Source organism: Bacillus cereus group sp. BfR-BA-01331 (assembly GCF_022663915.1).
Taxonomy (GTDB): Bacteria; Bacillota; Bacilli; order Bacillales; family Bacillaceae_G; genus Bacillus_A; species Bacillus_A mycoides.
In genome coordinates, this window is sequence record NZ_JAKUGJ010000012.1 from 13,204 (window position 1) to 30,591 (window position 17,388).

Below are 17,388 nucleotides of genomic sequence, written 5' to 3' on the forward strand. Positions count from 1 at the left end.
CCCTTTCCCCTTCTAGTAAAGTATCGAAAGTATATTTTCAAACAGTTAAAAAAGCCACATGCATTTTACATTATTATACATTGTTTTTTTGTAAATATTAATCGTTCATCTTTTTATATGATAAGTTTTTTCAAGCACACAAATATTTCTCCATAAAAAAGGAATATGGGTAATAATCCTTTTTTACGGAGAATACACAATCTTGAAAATGGAGTTAATACGTTAAACGTCCTATTAAGTTTCCTACTGTATCTCCACATAAACTCCAGATAGTAAGGCTATAATGACTACCAGAGGTGATATTATGAAAAACTATCATATTCTCGTGGTAGAAGACGATCAAGAAATTCAGGAATTAATTAAACAATTTTTAATGACACAACAGTATACAGTGGTAGTCGCATCAGATGGATTAGAGGGTATGACACAATTTAATAAGCAATCCTTTGATTTAATTCTTCTAGATGTAATGATGCCCAATCTTAATGGATTTGAAGTATCCAAGATGATTCGAAGTCAGTCAAACGTACCAATTATTATGCTAACTGCATTGGAAGAAGAGGAAGATCAAATGAAAGGGTTCGATCTTGGAATCGATGATTATATAACAAAACCCTTTTCGTTTCATGTTTTGATTAGACGAGTCGAAGCTGTACTTAGAAGAAGTTATGATAAAAATGTAAATAATCATTTGGTATTTAAAGAAGTGCGTATCGATGTTGATGCATATAGAGTATATGTAAATGACGTTGAAATTTTATTAACGACAAAAGAGTTTGAAATTCTACAACTACTATTTCAAAATGAGAGAAAAGTACTCACAAGAGAAAATATCGTAGAAAAAGTTTGGGGGTACGATTATTTTGGAGAAACACGAATAATTGATACACACATTAAAAACCTACGTAAAAAGTTAGCTATCCCTTACATTAAAACAATAAAGGGTATTGGTTATAAAATTGATGAATAGTATTGTGAAAATCATGAAGATGAAGCAAATTACTTATAAACTCTTTATGACTACCTCTCTCATTTTGTTATCCTTTGCAGTATTGATTTATTTAACTTTATACTTCTTTCTCCCTACGTTTTATGAGCAATACAAAACAGATCAACTTCAAACAGGGATAAAAGAAATCATTGATAAATCTAAAGATCTTACGTTTCAAGATGCGATACCACTTTTTGATGAATATGCAAAAAAAAATAATGCGATGCTTTATCTTCAAAATAATGAGGGAATAATTAAATACTCTCCTTCATTTTCTTTTACTCAAAATGGTTCGCAAACAACAGTAGTTACTAGAGCCACACGGTTCGAGAATGCAGGTACCCTTAGCAATTCATATAACGTTACGCAACCAATTCAATTCCAAGATGGTAGTTTAACGCTTATAGTCTTTGCTACATTTCAACCCATTGATGAAGCTTCACAGGTTTTAGTACGCTTTCTCCCCTATATTAGTATCATTGTACTCATAATTGGTGTAGGGAGTGCTTATTTCTATTCCAGGTTTATTACAAAACCACTTATTTATATTAATGAGGGTGCACAAAAGATGGCAAATTTAGATTTCTCCGAAAAAATTGAGGTTCGCTCTACAGATGAGTTAGGAGAATTATCTAATAGTTTGAATGACATGTCTATTAACTTACAACAAGCTATGTTTGATTTAAAAAAAGCAAATCAACAATTAAAAAATGATATTGAAAAAGAACGAGAAATAGAAACAAAACGCAGAGAGTTTTTTGCGATTGTAGCACATGAATTAAAGACCCCTCTTACTGTAATGAAAGGATACTTAGAAGGGATGATATACAATATTGGCCCTTATCAAAATCGTGATCAATATTTAAAGAAAAATCATCAAATTATTGAAAGTATGGAACAATTAGTTCGTGAAATTTTAAGCATGTCGAAATTAGAACAACACACCTTTAAACTAAAAGTAGAAGAAGTTAATCTTTCGAAGTTAATAGATACAATCACAAAAGATCTCGAATTTTTCGCTTCTCAAAAAAGCATCCAAATAATAAAAGAAATTGATTCTGATCTTTCTGTTTATACAGATCGTGTTCTTTTTGAAAAAGCATGTAAAAATATTATCCATAATGCAGTTATGTATTCACCACATAATGAAAAAGTCTATATAAAGTTAAGTGAGGATTCTAAACAAGGTCAAATCAAAATGCAAATTATGAATACAGGTGTCAATATTAAAGAAGAGGATATACAACAAATTTTCAAACCATTTTATCGAATTGAAAAATCAAGGAATCGAAATACTGGAGGAAGTGGTTTAGGGCTATATATTGTTAAACAAATTTTCGAAACGCTAGATATAAAATATTCTATAAAAAATATGGAACATAGTGTACAATTTTGCATGAACATTCCATTATCTAAACAAAAAACAAACAAACTCCCCTCTTAGTAGGACGAGTTTGTTTGTTTTTTGTAGTTTTAGTATTGATATTTTTCGAGTTACTTTTTAAGCAATATTGGGATTAGCTTTTTTACCAATCCACATACCTAAGCCCACCATGCCAAGCCAACAGCAAATTGCTAACATAAACATCAATCGTTGTACGGATAACCCTTCAATCTGCATTTGACCCTTCCCAACAATTGTTTGGAAAAGTTGCGACCATTCGACATCGTAAAACACTCCTACTCCCACAATCACAATCAATATAAAAAATTGTAAAAATATATTCCCCATATTTCTCCATGTTGTGTAAATGAGTAAAGAAAGCTCTCTATGTGTAGCATTCACCATATATACTTTCATATTATTTTGAGAAGAAATACTATTAATGGCATAGCTCCCAAATGTAACGCTAAGGACTATAAATATTGGAGAATAAAACCCGAATATCATGATTAAAGTACTTACTAAAAACAAATGGATTGGATTAACTTTCTTAGCAGCTTTGATATCTAAAAATATGGACATCAAAATCCCTAATAGGTATGGTCCAACTACAATGAAAATACAGGTTAACATGTTATAGAAAGTAAAACTATAAAAAATACCCATCAAAAATAAATATCCATTTCCTAATCCAAGTAAAAATGATTCTGCCTTTAAGCGGATTGGTAAAGAAGATGAAAGTTTATGAAAGAACTTTCCTTTCAACAAACTCAAAAACATGAAACAAATAAGCGCTATAGAAAGTAGAAAAAAATAAAAAATATATTGTTCATTATTTATGTTACGACTTGTTCGAATCAAAAGAATAAGCATTGAGACAAAAAGAAACTTTCCTACAACCGATACGATGGAGATAGGTAAAAGCCCTTTGGCTAACTCTGTTCTCGGCATTTTTTTTATAGCAAAAAGGATACTGATTAAACAAATCCCATATATGCATGTTATCAGCGGCGGCGATAAAAAACTAATCGCTAACAATACGATTATTAGTAAAAGAAAAACGATACAAATAATAATCGCTTGTTGATTTTTAGTATAAATCTTTCCCCCGCCTTCCACATGTAGAAACAATAAAGTACTCGTCATGGTAGAAATTGTACTAACTGCAAAACCAGAAAATAACGCACTTATTTCTAGCCATCTTAAACTCCAGCCAAGGAAAGTAACACTAAGTAATGATACTATCAGAATAGAAACAGTCCAATATAAGGAGCGGTGAATCCCAGCCTTATTCACAATAGGTATCCAGATAAACACACCGGTCATATAAGTTGTATAAAACAAGATTGATGGCCAGTATCCCTCAAAGCCTTTCGAAATCTGTAATCCATAAACAATGTAAATAAGCATGGGTGTAAAGATAGTCGTTATTAGTAGACTAAATGTAGTTATACTTTGCACCACAAGTCTTTTTTGCTTTGTCGTATGTATCGTATAACACCTCACTTAAAATGAAATCAGTAGTTGTTATTACTTATTCTGTCCGAAATGAGGTTGTTATATATGCGCAATCCGATTGAAATTCCCATTACGAGGTAAACTCAATCTAAATCCACATTAAATTAAGTGGCGTGCAAAAAAGGTGGATTTTGTGATTCTTATAAATAAAATTAATGGATATATTCAAAACCTTAATCATAAATGGAACAAATGTGTTACTTAGATTGTCTATTACATATAAAAAAGGTGCTTTTGGTAGTTCTCTCATTTTGTAATGCAAGAAACACAAGATGAGTGCTATCTGGTACATTTATTAATTGTATCGGTATGTAAAATACCTATACAAAATCCATAAATTCTTGAAAGAGGTTGAAAATGTATGATAGTTTCAAAGAAGTTTTTTCACATTTCGCATTATAAAAAGATGTTACCTGTAGTATTACTTTCATTTGTAACGCTTATAGGCTGTTCCAATAGTAATATTCAATCCGCACCACCGAAACAAACCAAACAAGAAAATACAAGTAATCATTCTTTTGTAAAGCTGGAAAAAGAATATGATGCTAAGCTTGGTATTTATGCATTGGACACAGGTACGAATCAAACCGTTACTTATCGTTCAGATGAACGGTTTGCATACGCATCTACCCACAAAGCCCTTGCTGTGGGAGCACTGTTACAAAAGAAATCAATAGAAAATTTAGATCAAAAAATTAAGTATACTAGCAAAGATCTTGTGAATTACAATCCAATTACTGAAAAATATGTAGATACAGGTATGACTCTGAAAGAGCTTGCGGATGCTTCCATTCGATATAGCGATAATACTGCACAAAATCTTATTCTTAAGCAATTAGGTGGGCCAAGTGAATTCAAAAAATCACTGAGAGAAATAGGAGATACTGTCACAAATCCTGAACGTTTTGAACCAGAATTAAACGAAGTGCAGCCAGGAGACACTCGTGATACTAGTACCCCAAAGGCATTAGCTACTAGTCTTCAAGCATACGCGCTAGGCGATATACTTTCCATTGAGAAACGGAACTTTTTAATAGATTTGATGAAAAGAAATACTACGGGGGACAACTTAATTCGTGCTGGAGTTCCAGGAGAATGGGAAGTAGCCGATAAGACCGGCTCTGGGTCTTATGGAACAAGGAATGATATTGCAATCATTTGGCCACCAAATAAAAAGCCAATTATTCTTGCGATACTTTCTAATCATGCGAAAGAAGATGCGAAATACGATGATAAACTTATTGCAAATGCAACTAAAATAGTGTTAGACGCTTTAAAAGTAACAAATAAATCATAGTAATGAATTTAAGCTGCTCCTACTTTACGGCACATATAGTTTTAAATACTTGTACTTATCTAAACGCTAAGAAATGTAAGCGTGTTTTCAGGCAAAGAAGGAGGCAAAAGCCTCCCTCTTCTCCTAATCGAACTCTCCTCCCATTCCTAAAGAAGACGACGCCACATCGTAGTGGTCTTTCAAGTTCGAATCTCCTATTTAGAGTTAATATTTTACGTTTCCTTTCATCTTCAACCATTCTAATGCTCAATCATATTACGCATATTTTTAGATTTTCCATTTGTAGCTATATTAATCGAGACATTTAAATCTAATTCTTTATTTTGAAGGGATATCCCCCCCTCTTTTTTATACTGTTTCCACAATTTAGAATTCTGCCGATATAAGGAATGTGATAACTGATACGTGTCAATCCCTCTTTCGATTCCTTTTCGGTACGTTTTTTTAATTTCTTTTTCAACTTGGTCCTCTGCAATTTTTTTAATATCATTTACAGGCATAGAATTTATTAATTGAAAAATATCAGCATCGAAATGGATGTTCATAAGTATACGTAATTTTCCATTTTTAATAACATGCTTTGTATCTATCTTTGGATTTTTTAATACTATATGTCCAATGATTTTCTTGTTAAATTTTAATAGTAATGGAGCTCGTTTGGTATTTTCATCCGTCCATCGAACCCCAGCAATATCATGGCTGTTTAAATGATTTATATAGGATTTATCGTTTATAAAACCATAACCACTAAATTTTAACATTGGAAATGATGTATGTCCTTTTTTCCAATATGTTTTAGTTGTAGCTAAGAATGGAATGCGAGTTGTCATCCCAGGTTCATAATAATTTCTTTGGAATTTATATAAAGGTAAAGGATCTATTATTGTATATTGCTTGGTTATCTCTTTTGGTAAATTAATGATTGTATATAATTGAGAAATATTTAATATATTATTGTTCGCTAATATATTTTCTAAAGGCTCCTTAGTTCCAAATATCCACATAGTATCTCGAAATTGAAAAAACCGAGAAAAAAAATCATTAAATTGATTTAAGTCACCATGTTTTAGAAATCTCTCTGTTACAACAATTGTTTTGAGATGCTCCCATGAGATTTCTTGTTGAGCACCCTTATAAAAATCAAATGCTGCCTCATCTAAAATGGGGCCTTTTCCCTTTCCGATATAGGCCTGGCTATAATTACGGGTAGTGCTCCCTTCTTGTTTAGCTATGTTAGAAAAATTAATAAATTGCGGACGGATGATATAGTTATTATCTTTAAAATCGATACCTAGACTATTTATATACAAAACGTGATGCAACTCTCTTTGATCCCAACACCCTGTTAGAAACGTACACATCATAAAAAGAAATATAACTATTCTTTTATTTTTCTTCATCGGTACTCTCTCTTTTCCTTGTATTATCTTGCGTATGCAATTCTTTAGGTCTTTTTTTCATATACGTGAAAGGAAGTCTAAATGTGGCTGCTAGCATACTTTTAAACACAGGGGGTGAATATGGTGTAAAGAATGGAACTCCAAAAGAGCGTAAATTTACTACATGTATCACCATCACAAGGACACAAAAGATAAATCCTACTATGCCTAATAAAGAAGATACTAAGAATACTACATACCGCAATATACTTATTATTCCTGTTACTGACTGATTAGTTAAAGCAAATGTCGAAACGACCGAGATTGCTATTATAATGACCATAGATGCTGAAACAATTCCTGCACTAATAGCAGCTTGTCCAATAATTAATCCCCCTACAACAGATAATGTTTGACCGAATACGGCAGGAACACGCAATCCTGCTTGTCTCAAAATTTCAAATAAGGTCATCATAATTAGCCCTTCTAAAGGAGCTGGAAAAGGAATCCCTTCTCTTGATAAGCTTAATGTAGCTAGCAACGTATAGGGAATCTGATCTGGATGATATGTAATTAGTGCTATCCAAATTCCTGGAAGAAATATAGAAATTGCTATCCCCAAAAGACTTACAAGTCGTACAAAGCTACCGAATATGTAGAAAAGATCTTGATCTTCAGATGTATTCACAAAAAAAGGAAATGTAACTGGTGCAATTGTCGCTGTTGGTGACCCTTCAACTAGTAAAATAAAACGCCCATATAGCAAACAATTCACAGCATAATCAGGGCGCCCAGTATATTCAACTAAAGGAAATACACTAAATTGATTGTTTGTAATTAATTCTTCAATTTGCGCACTTGAAACAACCCCGTCTATTTTAATTTTTCTTAATTTTAATCGAACTTGAGTAATGATATCTTGGGATGCGACATCTTTTAAATACAAGAGTGCTACTTTAGTTTGTGTTCTTTCTCCAATAATAAATTCTTCATAACTAAGAGAACTCGTTTTTAGTCTTTTTCTAATTAATCCTATGTTTGTGTTTAACTCTTCAACAAATCCATCACGTCCACCACGAATGGTCATCTCTGTATTTGTTTGTTCAACTGATCTGGTAGGTATTTGGGCAATATCAACTATATATCCATGTTTAGATTCTTCAAAAATAATAAGTAGGTTACCTTCAAATATAATCTGAGAGATAGTTTCATTCGAATTTACCATATCTAATTTCTGTACTGATAACTGGGGAATTAATGTTGAGAGGTTAAACTCTTCTATCGAATTACTTGAAAGCTCTTTGCAAACATGGGATGATGTGGCTTGTTTTAATTTTGTATTGTCAATTAAGTTTTGACAATAAATAAACAATACTGAATTCTTTTTTTCTTTCTCATCCAAATCACGCTTTATTACTTTTACATCGTTGCATCCTTCAAACCACTCTAGTGCTATCTTCTCATTTATTTCTAGTCGTTTGTTCATCTACGTTGTCTCCTTCAAACTCAGCAACCTTATATAAAATACATCCTCATACTCTTTTAAGAGCTTTTCTTAAATTTAGCAACCCATACAAACACTATTAGTAAGATAGAAAACAAAAATAGTCCTAATGCTGAAACTGGTAAAATAAATTGAGATACAAACCAATAGAAACTAGAGTCACTGATGGGTAGTATACTTATAAATAAAATACATGAAAGTATTGCAAACATAACCCCATTTCTCGTTTTCCGATTTGTAATTGATAACAAATCTGGAATAAGAAAAACAACAAGTGATAAACGAATAAAGATCCCTACAAGCCACTGATACACGGAGAGAAAGTCTAAATTTTCAATGTACCTTCCTATTGACACAAGTCTCCATTCTTCAAATGCTGGATACCGTTGGTTTGCTGCTACGAAAGGTCCAAATTCTATAATAGCTGCCATAACTGGGCCTATTGTGATACCAATAATAACCATTCCCAAAGCAATCAATTGATATAATTTTACTTTTGAACCAATGTGATGTTGTAAAAAAAGAATAAAAATTAACTCTAAAAATCCTGCTGCAGGATAAACCATCCCCTTAAATACTGGCTTCATTCCATTTTCCATTATTGGCTGAAGTAAAGAATAATCTTTATGCGGAACATTTGCAAACATTACAAAAAAACCAAGTAGGAATACAATAGGTAACAAAACACCTGTTGTAAGTGCAATAGATTGAATTCCTCTTGTAGCATTATAGAGACAAATCATTGAAAAAAGTATTCCTAATACAAAGTGAGGTGTTTCTGGTAAATAAAAAGAGAAAAAGGTTAATGTTTCTTTTAGTGCAACGACACCAATTGTTATTAAATAAATCACAACTATGAATATGATTGGATATACACTGAGTTTCCCAAAATTATTTTTTAACCACGAAAACAAGTGTTCATTTTTTATGTTTCTATATATGATGAATATTAATGAAATCCAACTCAAGTATATAATGCTTACTAATATGATAGAGATCCACGAATCTCTACCTGAGGTATCTAATAACATAGGAATCATAATGACATGATTAATTATCCCAATACTACCAATGAGTATCATAGAAACTTGAAATAAAGTAATTGTTTGCTTAGTCATACATACCACCATATTTTGTAATGAATAAATATTACATAGTATAACTGATACATTGCATCTTTATTCCAAATGGTTAGTGCTTAGAGCCATGGACAATTAAACGCTCTTATTTATAAAATCTATCACATGAGATGTAAGCTAGTTCCTTTTTACAAATAAATAATTAAACGGGACAGTATTTAGATCATACATCTAGATACTGCCCCATTTTTCACATGCAATTCTTCAATGATATAGTAAACCGATCATAACAAAAAGAACCTGTAGAATATACTACAAGTTCTTTTTCAAAAATTGTTAAAAAGGGATTAACAAACTATCTTAACATTCAATACAGGGAGACCATTTTGATTATGGCTTGGTTATATTGTATATCAAATATAAATATTTGAAGAAACTGATTTCGGAAATTATGTGAATTAAAAAACTAGGGTGTTTATATTAAATTTCGTTTACTACCAACTTCTTCTTACTTAAATAGACTGCACGGTCTGATTTTTTAGCAACTTCCTGTGAGTGCGTCACAACAATAATACATTTATTTTCTTTATGTGCAAGTTCTTGAAACAGTTCTATTATATCCATTGCCGTTTCTTCGTCGAGGTTTCCTGTCGGCTCATCCGCAATCAGTAAATCAACATTACAAGATAACGCTCGAGCGATTGCAACACGCTGCTGTTGCCCGCCACTTAGTTGCAGAACATTTCGTTTCGCTTCTACTTCTGTAAGTCCTACTTTCTCTAATAATTCTAATGCCCTTGCCGTTTTATTTTGCACTTTAACACCTGTAATTTCCATTGCTGTTAAGACATTTTGAAGAGCAGTCATATAGGTAATCAAATTATAAGATTGGAAAATTACCGATACATTTTGATTACGATACCGATCCAAACCAATTTTCCGAATATCCTTTCCATTAAATAGTACATAACCATTTTTAGGTATATCTAGCCCACAACCTAAGCTAAGTGTAGTGGTTTTACCAGATCCGGATGGTCCTAGAATCGTGTAGAAATGTCCTTTTTGAAAAGAAAAGTTAACATTTTCTAGTATCGATACTTTTTTTCCGTTACTTTCATAATAATAATCTAAGTTTTTAAATTGTAAAATCGTCTCCATATCGAGCCTCCTTATTCATCTTTTAAAAGAATTTGTTTTGGATTCAGGCGTAGAATAGATAATGCTGGAAGAAGCGTTGCTAATATAGCAATAGCTAGTCCAATCCCCCCCATTTTCCCTACATCTTCGCCTGTTACACTTACATTAATTTTATCAATTGGATCCTCTTTTTGATTTTGTACAGTTCCACCAGGTCCAGCTACCATTACAGTTCCATTTTGTGGGGTGTTTGTTTCTTCTCCTGCTGTAGCAATTTCACTCGAAAGTAAATTATTCCCTATGAATTGAGAAATTTTTGCTCCTGTTGTTATGGATAATCCAAATGCTAAAATAGCGATACATACTACTTCTACTACGAACTGCGCCATCAGTTTCCACTTTTTCTCTCCAATGGACAATAGAATCCCCATTTCCTTACGACGTGCTTTAATCGATAACATAATGATTAACCCTAAAATAATCGCACCTGCAATTGATACAATATAAATAATCATTTGAGAAGTAGATGAGATATTTTCGATAGGCCCAATCATTTGTTTGTACAACGAATCATGTGCATCTAATTTATAATAATTAAAATCAATATCAGATTTTTTTGCTTCTTCTTTAAATGCTTCAATGTTTTGTGGATCTTTCAAGAAATACACGACTTGAATGCTACTTATACCTTGATCTATTTCTAATTTTTTCATAGTTGAATGCGGCATATAAAGTTTATTAGCTGGATCCATTATAGGAGGAGCTTGTTGACCCATTGCTTGCTCATTCGTTTCGTAAATGCCGATAATTTCAACCTCGAGGGTTTCCTTCTTATCCCCTGATTGCACTTTAACTTTGTCTCCTACTTTCAAATTGTTTAATTCCGCTAATCGTTTTTCCATTAAAGCTACATTCTGATCTTTCATCTGTTCTGTAATTGGTTTCCCATCAATGATTTTACTTTTTCCATTCTTAAAGCTTTCTTGTAATGCAGTTTTGCGAACTCCCTCAATCATAAAAGAAGAATTCATATCTATTTCTGTACCGGAGCCTGAACCGCCTCGTACAGCCGCCATTCCCGCCTTACCTTTTCCTTCTTCTTCTCCTTCTGAAGCTCCTACTAGTTTAAGTCCGTCAGAAATTCCGAGAGTGCTAGTTATGTAATTATAGTCTTTTACATACTTTGACTTCGCTAATTGATCTGCTTCTTTTGTATTAAGCTTCGGTGGATTAGGCATCTCTCCAGTTTCCCTAGCTTGTTGACCTAATTTGTCAAAATCAAGACTTAAAGTAACATCTGCACCGAGTTTTTTTCTTGCTGCATCAGCAGCTTTTTTTGATGCATTTTGGATTGTGAATCCTGCCAACACTAAATTTGTAACAATTAGGAAAACTGCCATCAAAATTAATGATGTTCCTACTCTTTTTTTCATACTGAGAATTGCTCGTTTCATAAAGTTCATTTTTTCTTACCTCCTTGATAACTTGTATTCTATATAGGTTATCTAGAGTCTATATGGAGCTAATCGGTAGTTTATCTAGAGATATAAGGAGTTTATGTGTAGTTATTCATTGACCTGGTCAAGAAAGACCGGAACACATATTCAAAAACGTAATCGTTTTTGAATATTGGCAAGGAATATGGCTTTAGATAGCATTGAATGAGAGCATACAAATCCATGCTTATTACGTAATTTCTATACAACAAATAAAAACCACCCTATTTGGATGGTTATATGTGTACTTGTAAATATGAAAATTCATTAAAGAATATGGAGGTTTATTGAAGTTGGTCGGATTCTCTAATAATAATATTGTGTTAAAAAGCCTAACTTGTAATTTTATAAGTTAGGCTTTTATGCTATCTATAAGAAAAAGTTATAGAGACTCATAATATTTTATAATTTAACCTTTTGTATTTAAACAAGTAAAATAAAAGTAACAAGTGCATACATTAAGGAGGTTTTTTGATAGTGACAGAAACTATAACATTTAGGATTGCAACGGCAGATGATTTAGATGAAATTGTAAAAATGCTTGCTGATGATGTTTTAGGAAATAAAAGAGAGCGCTATGAAACACCACTCCCTGATAGTTATATAAGAGCATTTCATGCTATTGATTGTGATCCAAATAATGAGTTGATTGTAGCGTGTGATGGGATGGAGATTGTCGGTATTCAACAAATTACATTTACGCCTTACATTGTACGTCAAGGGGGTTGGAGAGCTACAATTGAGGGTGTACGGACAGCCTCATCAAAACGTGGTAAAGGTATAGGAAGTAAACTTATTAAATGGGCTATTCAACGTGCTAAATTACGGGGATGTCATTTAGTACAGTTAACAACAGATAAAGAACGACAAGAAGCTTTACACTTTTATAAGAAATTAGGTTTTAAAGATTCTCATGAAGGATTAAAACTCTTTCTCTAATGAATATAGCTATTCATATACCAAAAAGACGTATATTGTAAGGTTAATTAACTATAGGCTTCGAAAATTATGGTAACTATCACTGTATTAAATATACAAATTGACACATTGTCTTTCATATAAATTACGTCACTTCAAAAGGTGTACCTTTTGATACGAAAATAAGCAAGCTAATGTTCTCTTTTATGAATGAGAATATTAACTTGCTTTTTAGGTTTTTGTAAAAGATATTTATAGTTTTATTTTATTGATAGCTTTATAATATAATATACAAATTCCCCACCTGTTTTATAATTCAAGCATCTACTATTAGGAAAAGAGAATATTTTACAATTAATTTACAGCATAAATTTTGTCCATCTTTTAGACGATATGTATTTTGGAGGAGGTTAATTTGATTTTTTCAAAACTCATTGATCGATACGCCTTGTATGATTTGCACAAAAAAAGAAGTGTAAAGTTTCAGTATACTTCTCTTTCTAACACCTCACTATATATAAAGGACATAGAATTTTTTTATAAAGTAAAACCATCTCATATTCATTTTAACATTAAGCATTTAAAACAAGAAAAGGAATACATGGTTGGACAATTCAAATATAAAAGCTCGGTTCAATCTGGTGATTCACGCAACGATTCTGTCACTGGGGAATTATTTTTACATAAAAATGAAGATGCACCTCATGTCATCTTTGTTCATGGTTGGAGAATGGATTCTAACGAACGTGTAAAAAAAATATTCCACGACCATATGACCAACTTGAAGTGGAATATGTATTATTTCACTTTACCATATCATTTTGACAGAAAACCGAACCAATCCCTATATAGTGGAGAGTACATGGTAAGTGCCAATGTTGAACGAACTGTAGAAGCAACTAAACAAGCGGTAGCTGATTTACGAACTTTGATCAAATGGATTAAAGCAAATAAAAATGGTCCCTTGATTTTAATAGGAATCAGTTTAGGTGGAGTTATTACTAACTTAACATCTCTTGTTGAACCAGAAATTGATGTGTTAGCATCCATTTTCTACGCGAATCGACTCTCTTATTCAATTTGGAAGACAAATCCAGGTAAATTTATTAGAGAAGACTTGGAACATCATGGTGTTACGTATGATGATTTAATAGCTTATTGGAAAATCACTGAACCGAGTCAAGCATTACCAAAAGTAAAAAAAGAAAATATTTTATTAATTTCAGGCAAGCATGATCTTTATGTACATTCTGAGGATACGGACTATTTGTGGGAATCCTGGGAAAGACCTACGCGATATATTTATACATGTGGGCATGCCGGGATTGTCCTTAAACGTAAAAAAATTGCAACTGATACTATCAATTTTATTCAGAATCGATTGAACTCCCAAAACTTCCCCAAAAACATACCTTAAAGTGAGGGATTACTAAGTATAGAATCTTATACTTGTAATCTTTCATTTTATACCAAGTTCATTTCATATGGAAAAGGGTTACTCATCATTTTCACCAGGAGCTTATTTTTATGAAAAGAAATTATTGTTGTTTACCCTTTATATGCAATATTACATATAAAAATCTTTAATTGTTCTGTTATAATTTTAAGAGTAAATTATTCATCCATTAATTTACACCATCCATATCTACAGTTATGGAAACCCTAATTACACATAAAAAAGAGAAGAACCTTGGTGAGTTCTTCTCTTTTTGTTTATTAAATTGTAATATAATTACAGTATGTGAAATTATACTAAGTTAACTTTTAAAGCAAAGTGAAAACAACCGTCACTTCGCTTTTGCATTTATTTAATCGGTTTCTCTGTTTTTAAAACTAGTGAACTTAATGCAGGAACTTTAATCTTATTGTCATGGACAACGTAAAGTGTTTTACTTCCCGCCTGATTCCCGTTTACTAGCACTTTCCATGGACCTTTCGATGGAAGTGTTATGTCAACGGCTTCCCTATTTGCATTGTGAGCCACCATAAAGTATTCGCTTTTATTCCCACTTCCCTTTCCATCTATTGTATAAGCTACAACATTTTTTGGAACATCGATAAAAGCTACATACTTTTTAATTTGCTCTGCAGATGTCATTCGAAAAGCTGGGTATTTTTTGCGTAAATCTATTAAGCCCTTCATGTACTCTACTTCATTATTAAATGCTGCACGGCGTAACCAGTCCATCTGGTTAATTGAATCAGGAGATTTGTAACTATTATGATCACCATATTTTGTGCGCATAAACTCTTGTCCTGCATGTAAGAATGGAATACCTTGTGATGTTAATAAAATAGAAGAAGATAATTTATGCATTTGTTTTCGCATTTCTTCACTGTCACCTGAATTAGTCAACTCAAGTTTATCCCATAAAGTATGATTGTCATGTGCTTCCACATAAGTTAGCACCTGCTCCGGATCTTGATAAGTAGACGAATTTGTATCATAGTCAATACCGGCTGTAATGCCTTTTTTAATACGGTCTTCCATGTTTTGTTTTCCATTTACAAAACCATTTTCTTTCTCCTCAAATACACTACCTTTCAATCCATCACGTATATTATCGTTAAAATGAGCAATCCCTTTCATTTTCTCTGCATTTTTTTGATTTGCTTTCAATTCAGCCGCAAGAGGTGTATTTAAATCCCATCCTTCTCCATGCAGAATAATAGAAGGATCAATTTGATTAACAGCTTTACGTATCTCATTCATCGTCTCATAATCATGAATACCCATTAAATCAAAACGGAACCCATCTAAATTGTATTCTTTTGCCCAGTATGTGACGGAATCCACCATAAACTTCCTCATCATTTTTCGTTCCGAAGCGGTATCATTTCCTACACCAGTTCCATTTGCTAATGTTCCATCTTCATTGTAACGATAATAATAACCAGGAACTAACTTATGAAAATTAGATTCAGTGGCATTATACATATGGTTATATACTACGTCCATCACTACACGAAGATTATTATCATGCAGAACTTGAATCATTTGCTTTAATTCAGTTATTCGAACAGTCGGCTCATAAGGATTTGTAGAATAGGAGCCCTCTGGGACGTTGAAATTTTTCGGATCATATCCCCAGTTATATTGTGGTTCATTTAAAGTTTCTTCATTTACTGAAGCATAATCAAATATCGGTAAAAACTGAACGTGAGTAACACCAAGATCTTTCATATGATCAAGTCCTGTTTTTACACCTTCAGGCCCTTTTGTTCCTTTTTCTGTTACACCTAAATATTTCCCTTTTTGCTTAATACCACTTTCAGGTTGGATGGAAAGATCGCGTACATGCAATTCATAAATAATAGCATCTTCCGGATTTTTAAATTTTGGCTTTTTGTTTGCTTTCCATTTTTTCGGATTTGTTTCTTCTAAATCAACAACTGCACCTTTATCTCCATTTACAGAAGCAGCACGCACATACGGATCAACCGCTTCAGTCCACTTATCCCCAATTTTCACCTTATACGTATAAAAGAGACCTTTTTGGTTCCCTTTAAGTTCTGCTTTCCAAGTTCCCTTTTCACCTTGTTGCATGTTTATTTCAGTACCTATTTTATCGCTCCATTTTTTATATGTAACTAACTTCGCTTCACTCGCAGTAGGAGCCCATAAACGGAACTTTGTATGTTGCGGAGTATATATATTCCCTAAATCATTACCACCATAATAAAATAAATTATCAAATTCCTCACTACGAATGACTTTACCGATTTCAGTATTCGCATCAGCTAAGTTTGCTATTTTAACTTTGTATGTTTGTTTTAAATCAATTTTCTGTTCCGTAATTATTTTAACCTTATTAGTAATATCTCCACTATTTTTATCATAAGGACTAATTCCCTTAATTTTAACGCCTTCAATTTCAATTTTCTGTTCCTTACTATTAAACGGAACATTAGTCGTTACAGTAATTTCATTAAAACTATCAATAGTAGCTTTTTGAATTGAGAGATCCGAAGAAGGCTTAGAGTTATATACTTTTTCATCACCCGAAAGGATCCATACTTCAGCACGACCATCCCTTATATTTTCAACCCAGTGATCACCTCCATCTTTTTCCCATTCATTGGTACGAACTATAAATCCTACACGATTATAGTCACCATCTATTTTTATCTTAGCGTATTTTCCAAATTCATCTTCACCAGTAAATTCATAAGATTTACCGTTTGCATTTTCTCCCCATACCCAAAGATTCCAGTCTTTTGTATTTCCAGATTTCTCTTTGTAATGAATGATAACTTCAGTTGTTTTCGAATTTGAAACTGCCTTCACACTCTGAAAAGAGAAAACAGATGATAACATAACGATTATGGCAAGTAATAAAAATGATTTGTTAATTAATCTTTTTGTCATTTGCACCACATACACCCTTTCTTTATATAGTACGAGCTATTTATTATGCTCATACTAAATTACACTGCTTAAATTAATGTAGAAATCCCTTTTACTTCACCCCCATATTGACTATTTTCACGTATGTATTTCAATGATCTTTTAATACGAAAACGTTTGCATTAATGCTTAAAAAAATAGATTTTTTTGCCTTCATATAGTTGTAAATACTAAAAGATCAGGGAAATCATTTTAAAGCAATCGTTTGTTATCGCTTTCATTCTATAGCACTTACTATTAAGAGGTCAATATATTATTAATTTTCTGTTTTTACACC

Annotated in this window: 12 protein-coding genes; 5 read left to right on the plus strand and 7 right to left on the minus strand. The window is 32.4% G+C overall.

The annotated features are described in order from the left end of the window. The first annotated feature begins 304 nt into the window (after window positions 1-304). Window positions 305-970, plus strand: coding sequence for a response regulator transcription factor (locus MR155_RS20055; protein WP_000800741.1), 666 nt, complete (start codon window positions 305-307; stop codon window positions 968-970). Further along, a complete protein-coding gene (locus tag MR155_RS20060; protein ID WP_219303725.1) occupies window positions 963-2,435 on the plus strand; it encodes a sensor histidine kinase in 1,473 nt (490 codons plus the stop codon). The genes MR155_RS20055 and MR155_RS20060 overlap by 8 nt, the downstream gene beginning before the upstream one ends. A gap of 57 nt (window positions 2,436-2,492) precedes the next feature. Here MR155_RS20060 and MR155_RS20065 read toward each other — a convergent pair whose 3' ends face one another. Further along, complete coding sequence (locus MR155_RS20065) at window positions 2,493-3,785, minus strand: hypothetical protein (protein WP_219303724.1); 1,293 nt, start codon at window positions 3,783-3,785, stop codon at window positions 2,493-2,495. 469 nt (window positions 3,786-4,254) lie between these two features. On the opposite strand from MR155_RS20065, the gene bla reads away from it, so the two are divergent. Further along, window positions 4,255-5,190 carry a class A beta-lactamase gene (gene bla / locus MR155_RS20070; protein WP_242310918.1) on the plus strand — a complete coding sequence of 312 codons (936 nt, stop codon included), beginning with the start codon at window positions 4,255-4,257 and terminating at the stop codon, window positions 5,188-5,190. Window positions 5,191-5,429: 239 nt separating this feature from the next. On the opposite strand, the gene gerXC is transcribed toward bla, so the two are convergent. The 5 genes from gerXC to MR155_RS20095 all read right to left on the minus strand — a co-directional run bounded on the left by gerXC (window position 5,430) and on the right by MR155_RS20095 (window position 11,752). After that, window positions 5,430-6,590: a spore germination protein GerXC gene (gene gerXC, locus MR155_RS20075; protein ID WP_002141901.1), complete on the minus strand. Its 1,161-nt coding sequence runs from the start codon at window positions 6,588-6,590 to the stop codon at window positions 5,430-5,432. Then, window positions 6,577-8,055: a spore germination protein GerXA gene (gene gerXA, locus MR155_RS20080; protein ID WP_242310919.1), complete on the minus strand. Its 1,479-nt coding sequence runs from the start codon at window positions 8,053-8,055 to the stop codon at window positions 6,577-6,579. Before gerXA ends, gerXC begins: the two co-directional genes overlap by 14 nt. A 56-nt stretch (window positions 8,056-8,111) precedes the next feature. Further along, window positions 8,112-9,191: a spore germination protein GerXB gene (gene gerXB, locus MR155_RS20085; protein WP_242310920.1), complete on the minus strand. Its 1,080-nt coding sequence runs from the start codon at window positions 9,189-9,191 to the stop codon at window positions 8,112-8,114. 441 nt (window positions 9,192-9,632) lie between these two features. Then, window positions 9,633-10,310, minus strand: coding sequence for an ABC transporter ATP-binding protein (locus MR155_RS20090; protein WP_002085362.1), 678 nt, complete (start codon window positions 10,308-10,310; stop codon window positions 9,633-9,635). Window positions 10,311-10,321: 11 nt separating this feature from the next. Continuing rightward, window positions 10,322-11,752, minus strand: coding sequence for an ABC transporter permease (locus MR155_RS20095; RefSeq protein WP_002085363.1), 1,431 nt, complete (start codon window positions 11,750-11,752; stop codon window positions 10,322-10,324). A gap of 510 nt (window positions 11,753-12,262) precedes the next feature. On the opposite strand from MR155_RS20095, the gene MR155_RS20100 reads away from it, so the two are divergent. Together MR155_RS20100 and MR155_RS20105 are read left to right on the plus strand one after the other, a co-directional pair. Further along, entirely contained in the window at window positions 12,263-12,724 is a 462-nt protein-coding gene (locus tag MR155_RS20100) for a GNAT family N-acetyltransferase (RefSeq protein ID WP_002085364.1), read from the plus strand. 394 nt (window positions 12,725-13,118) lie between these two features. After that, window positions 13,119-14,120: an alpha/beta hydrolase gene (locus tag MR155_RS20105; RefSeq protein WP_242310921.1), complete on the plus strand. Its 1,002-nt coding sequence runs from the start codon at window positions 13,119-13,121 to the stop codon at window positions 14,118-14,120. 387 nt (window positions 14,121-14,507) lie between these two features. Here MR155_RS20105 and pulA read toward each other — a convergent pair whose 3' ends face one another. Then, on the minus strand, window positions 14,508-17,078 hold the full coding sequence (gene pulA / locus MR155_RS20110; RefSeq protein ID WP_242310922.1) for a type I pullulanase: 2,571 nt from the start codon (window positions 17,076-17,078) through the stop codon (window positions 14,508-14,510). Window positions 17,079-17,388: the final 310 nt, after the last annotated feature.

Bases quoted from the DNA above. Each gene is read 5' to 3' on its own strand.
- MR155_RS20060 (WP_219303725.1), top strand. From the start codon at position 963: ATGAATAGTATTGTGAAAATCATGAAGATGAAGCAAATTACTTATAAA.
- MR155_RS20095 (WP_002085363.1), bottom strand. From the start codon at position 11,752: ATGAACTTTATGAAACGAGCAATTCTCAGTATGAAAAAAAGAGTAGGA.
- gerXA (WP_242310919.1), bottom strand. From the start codon at position 8,055: ATGAACAAACGACTAGAAATAAATGAGAAGATAGCACTAGAGTGGTTT.
- gerXC (WP_002141901.1), bottom strand. From the start codon at position 6,590: ATGAAGAAAAATAAAAGAATAGTTATATTTCTTTTTATGATGTGTACG.
- MR155_RS20055 (WP_000800741.1), top strand. From the start codon at position 305: ATGAAAAACTATCATATTCTCGTGGTAGAAGACGATCAAGAAATTCAG.
- MR155_RS20065 (WP_219303724.1), bottom strand. From the start codon at position 3,785: ATGCTTATTTACATTGTTTATGGATTACAGATTTCGAAAGGCTTTGAG.
- gerXB (WP_242310920.1), bottom strand. From the start codon at position 9,191: ATGACTAAGCAAACAATTACTTTATTTCAAGTTTCTATGATACTCATT.
- MR155_RS20090 (WP_002085362.1), bottom strand. From the start codon at position 10,310: ATGGAGACGATTTTACAATTTAAAAACTTAGATTATTATTATGAAAGT.
- bla (WP_242310918.1), top strand. From the start codon at position 4,255: ATGATAGTTTCAAAGAAGTTTTTTCACATTTCGCATTATAAAAAGATG.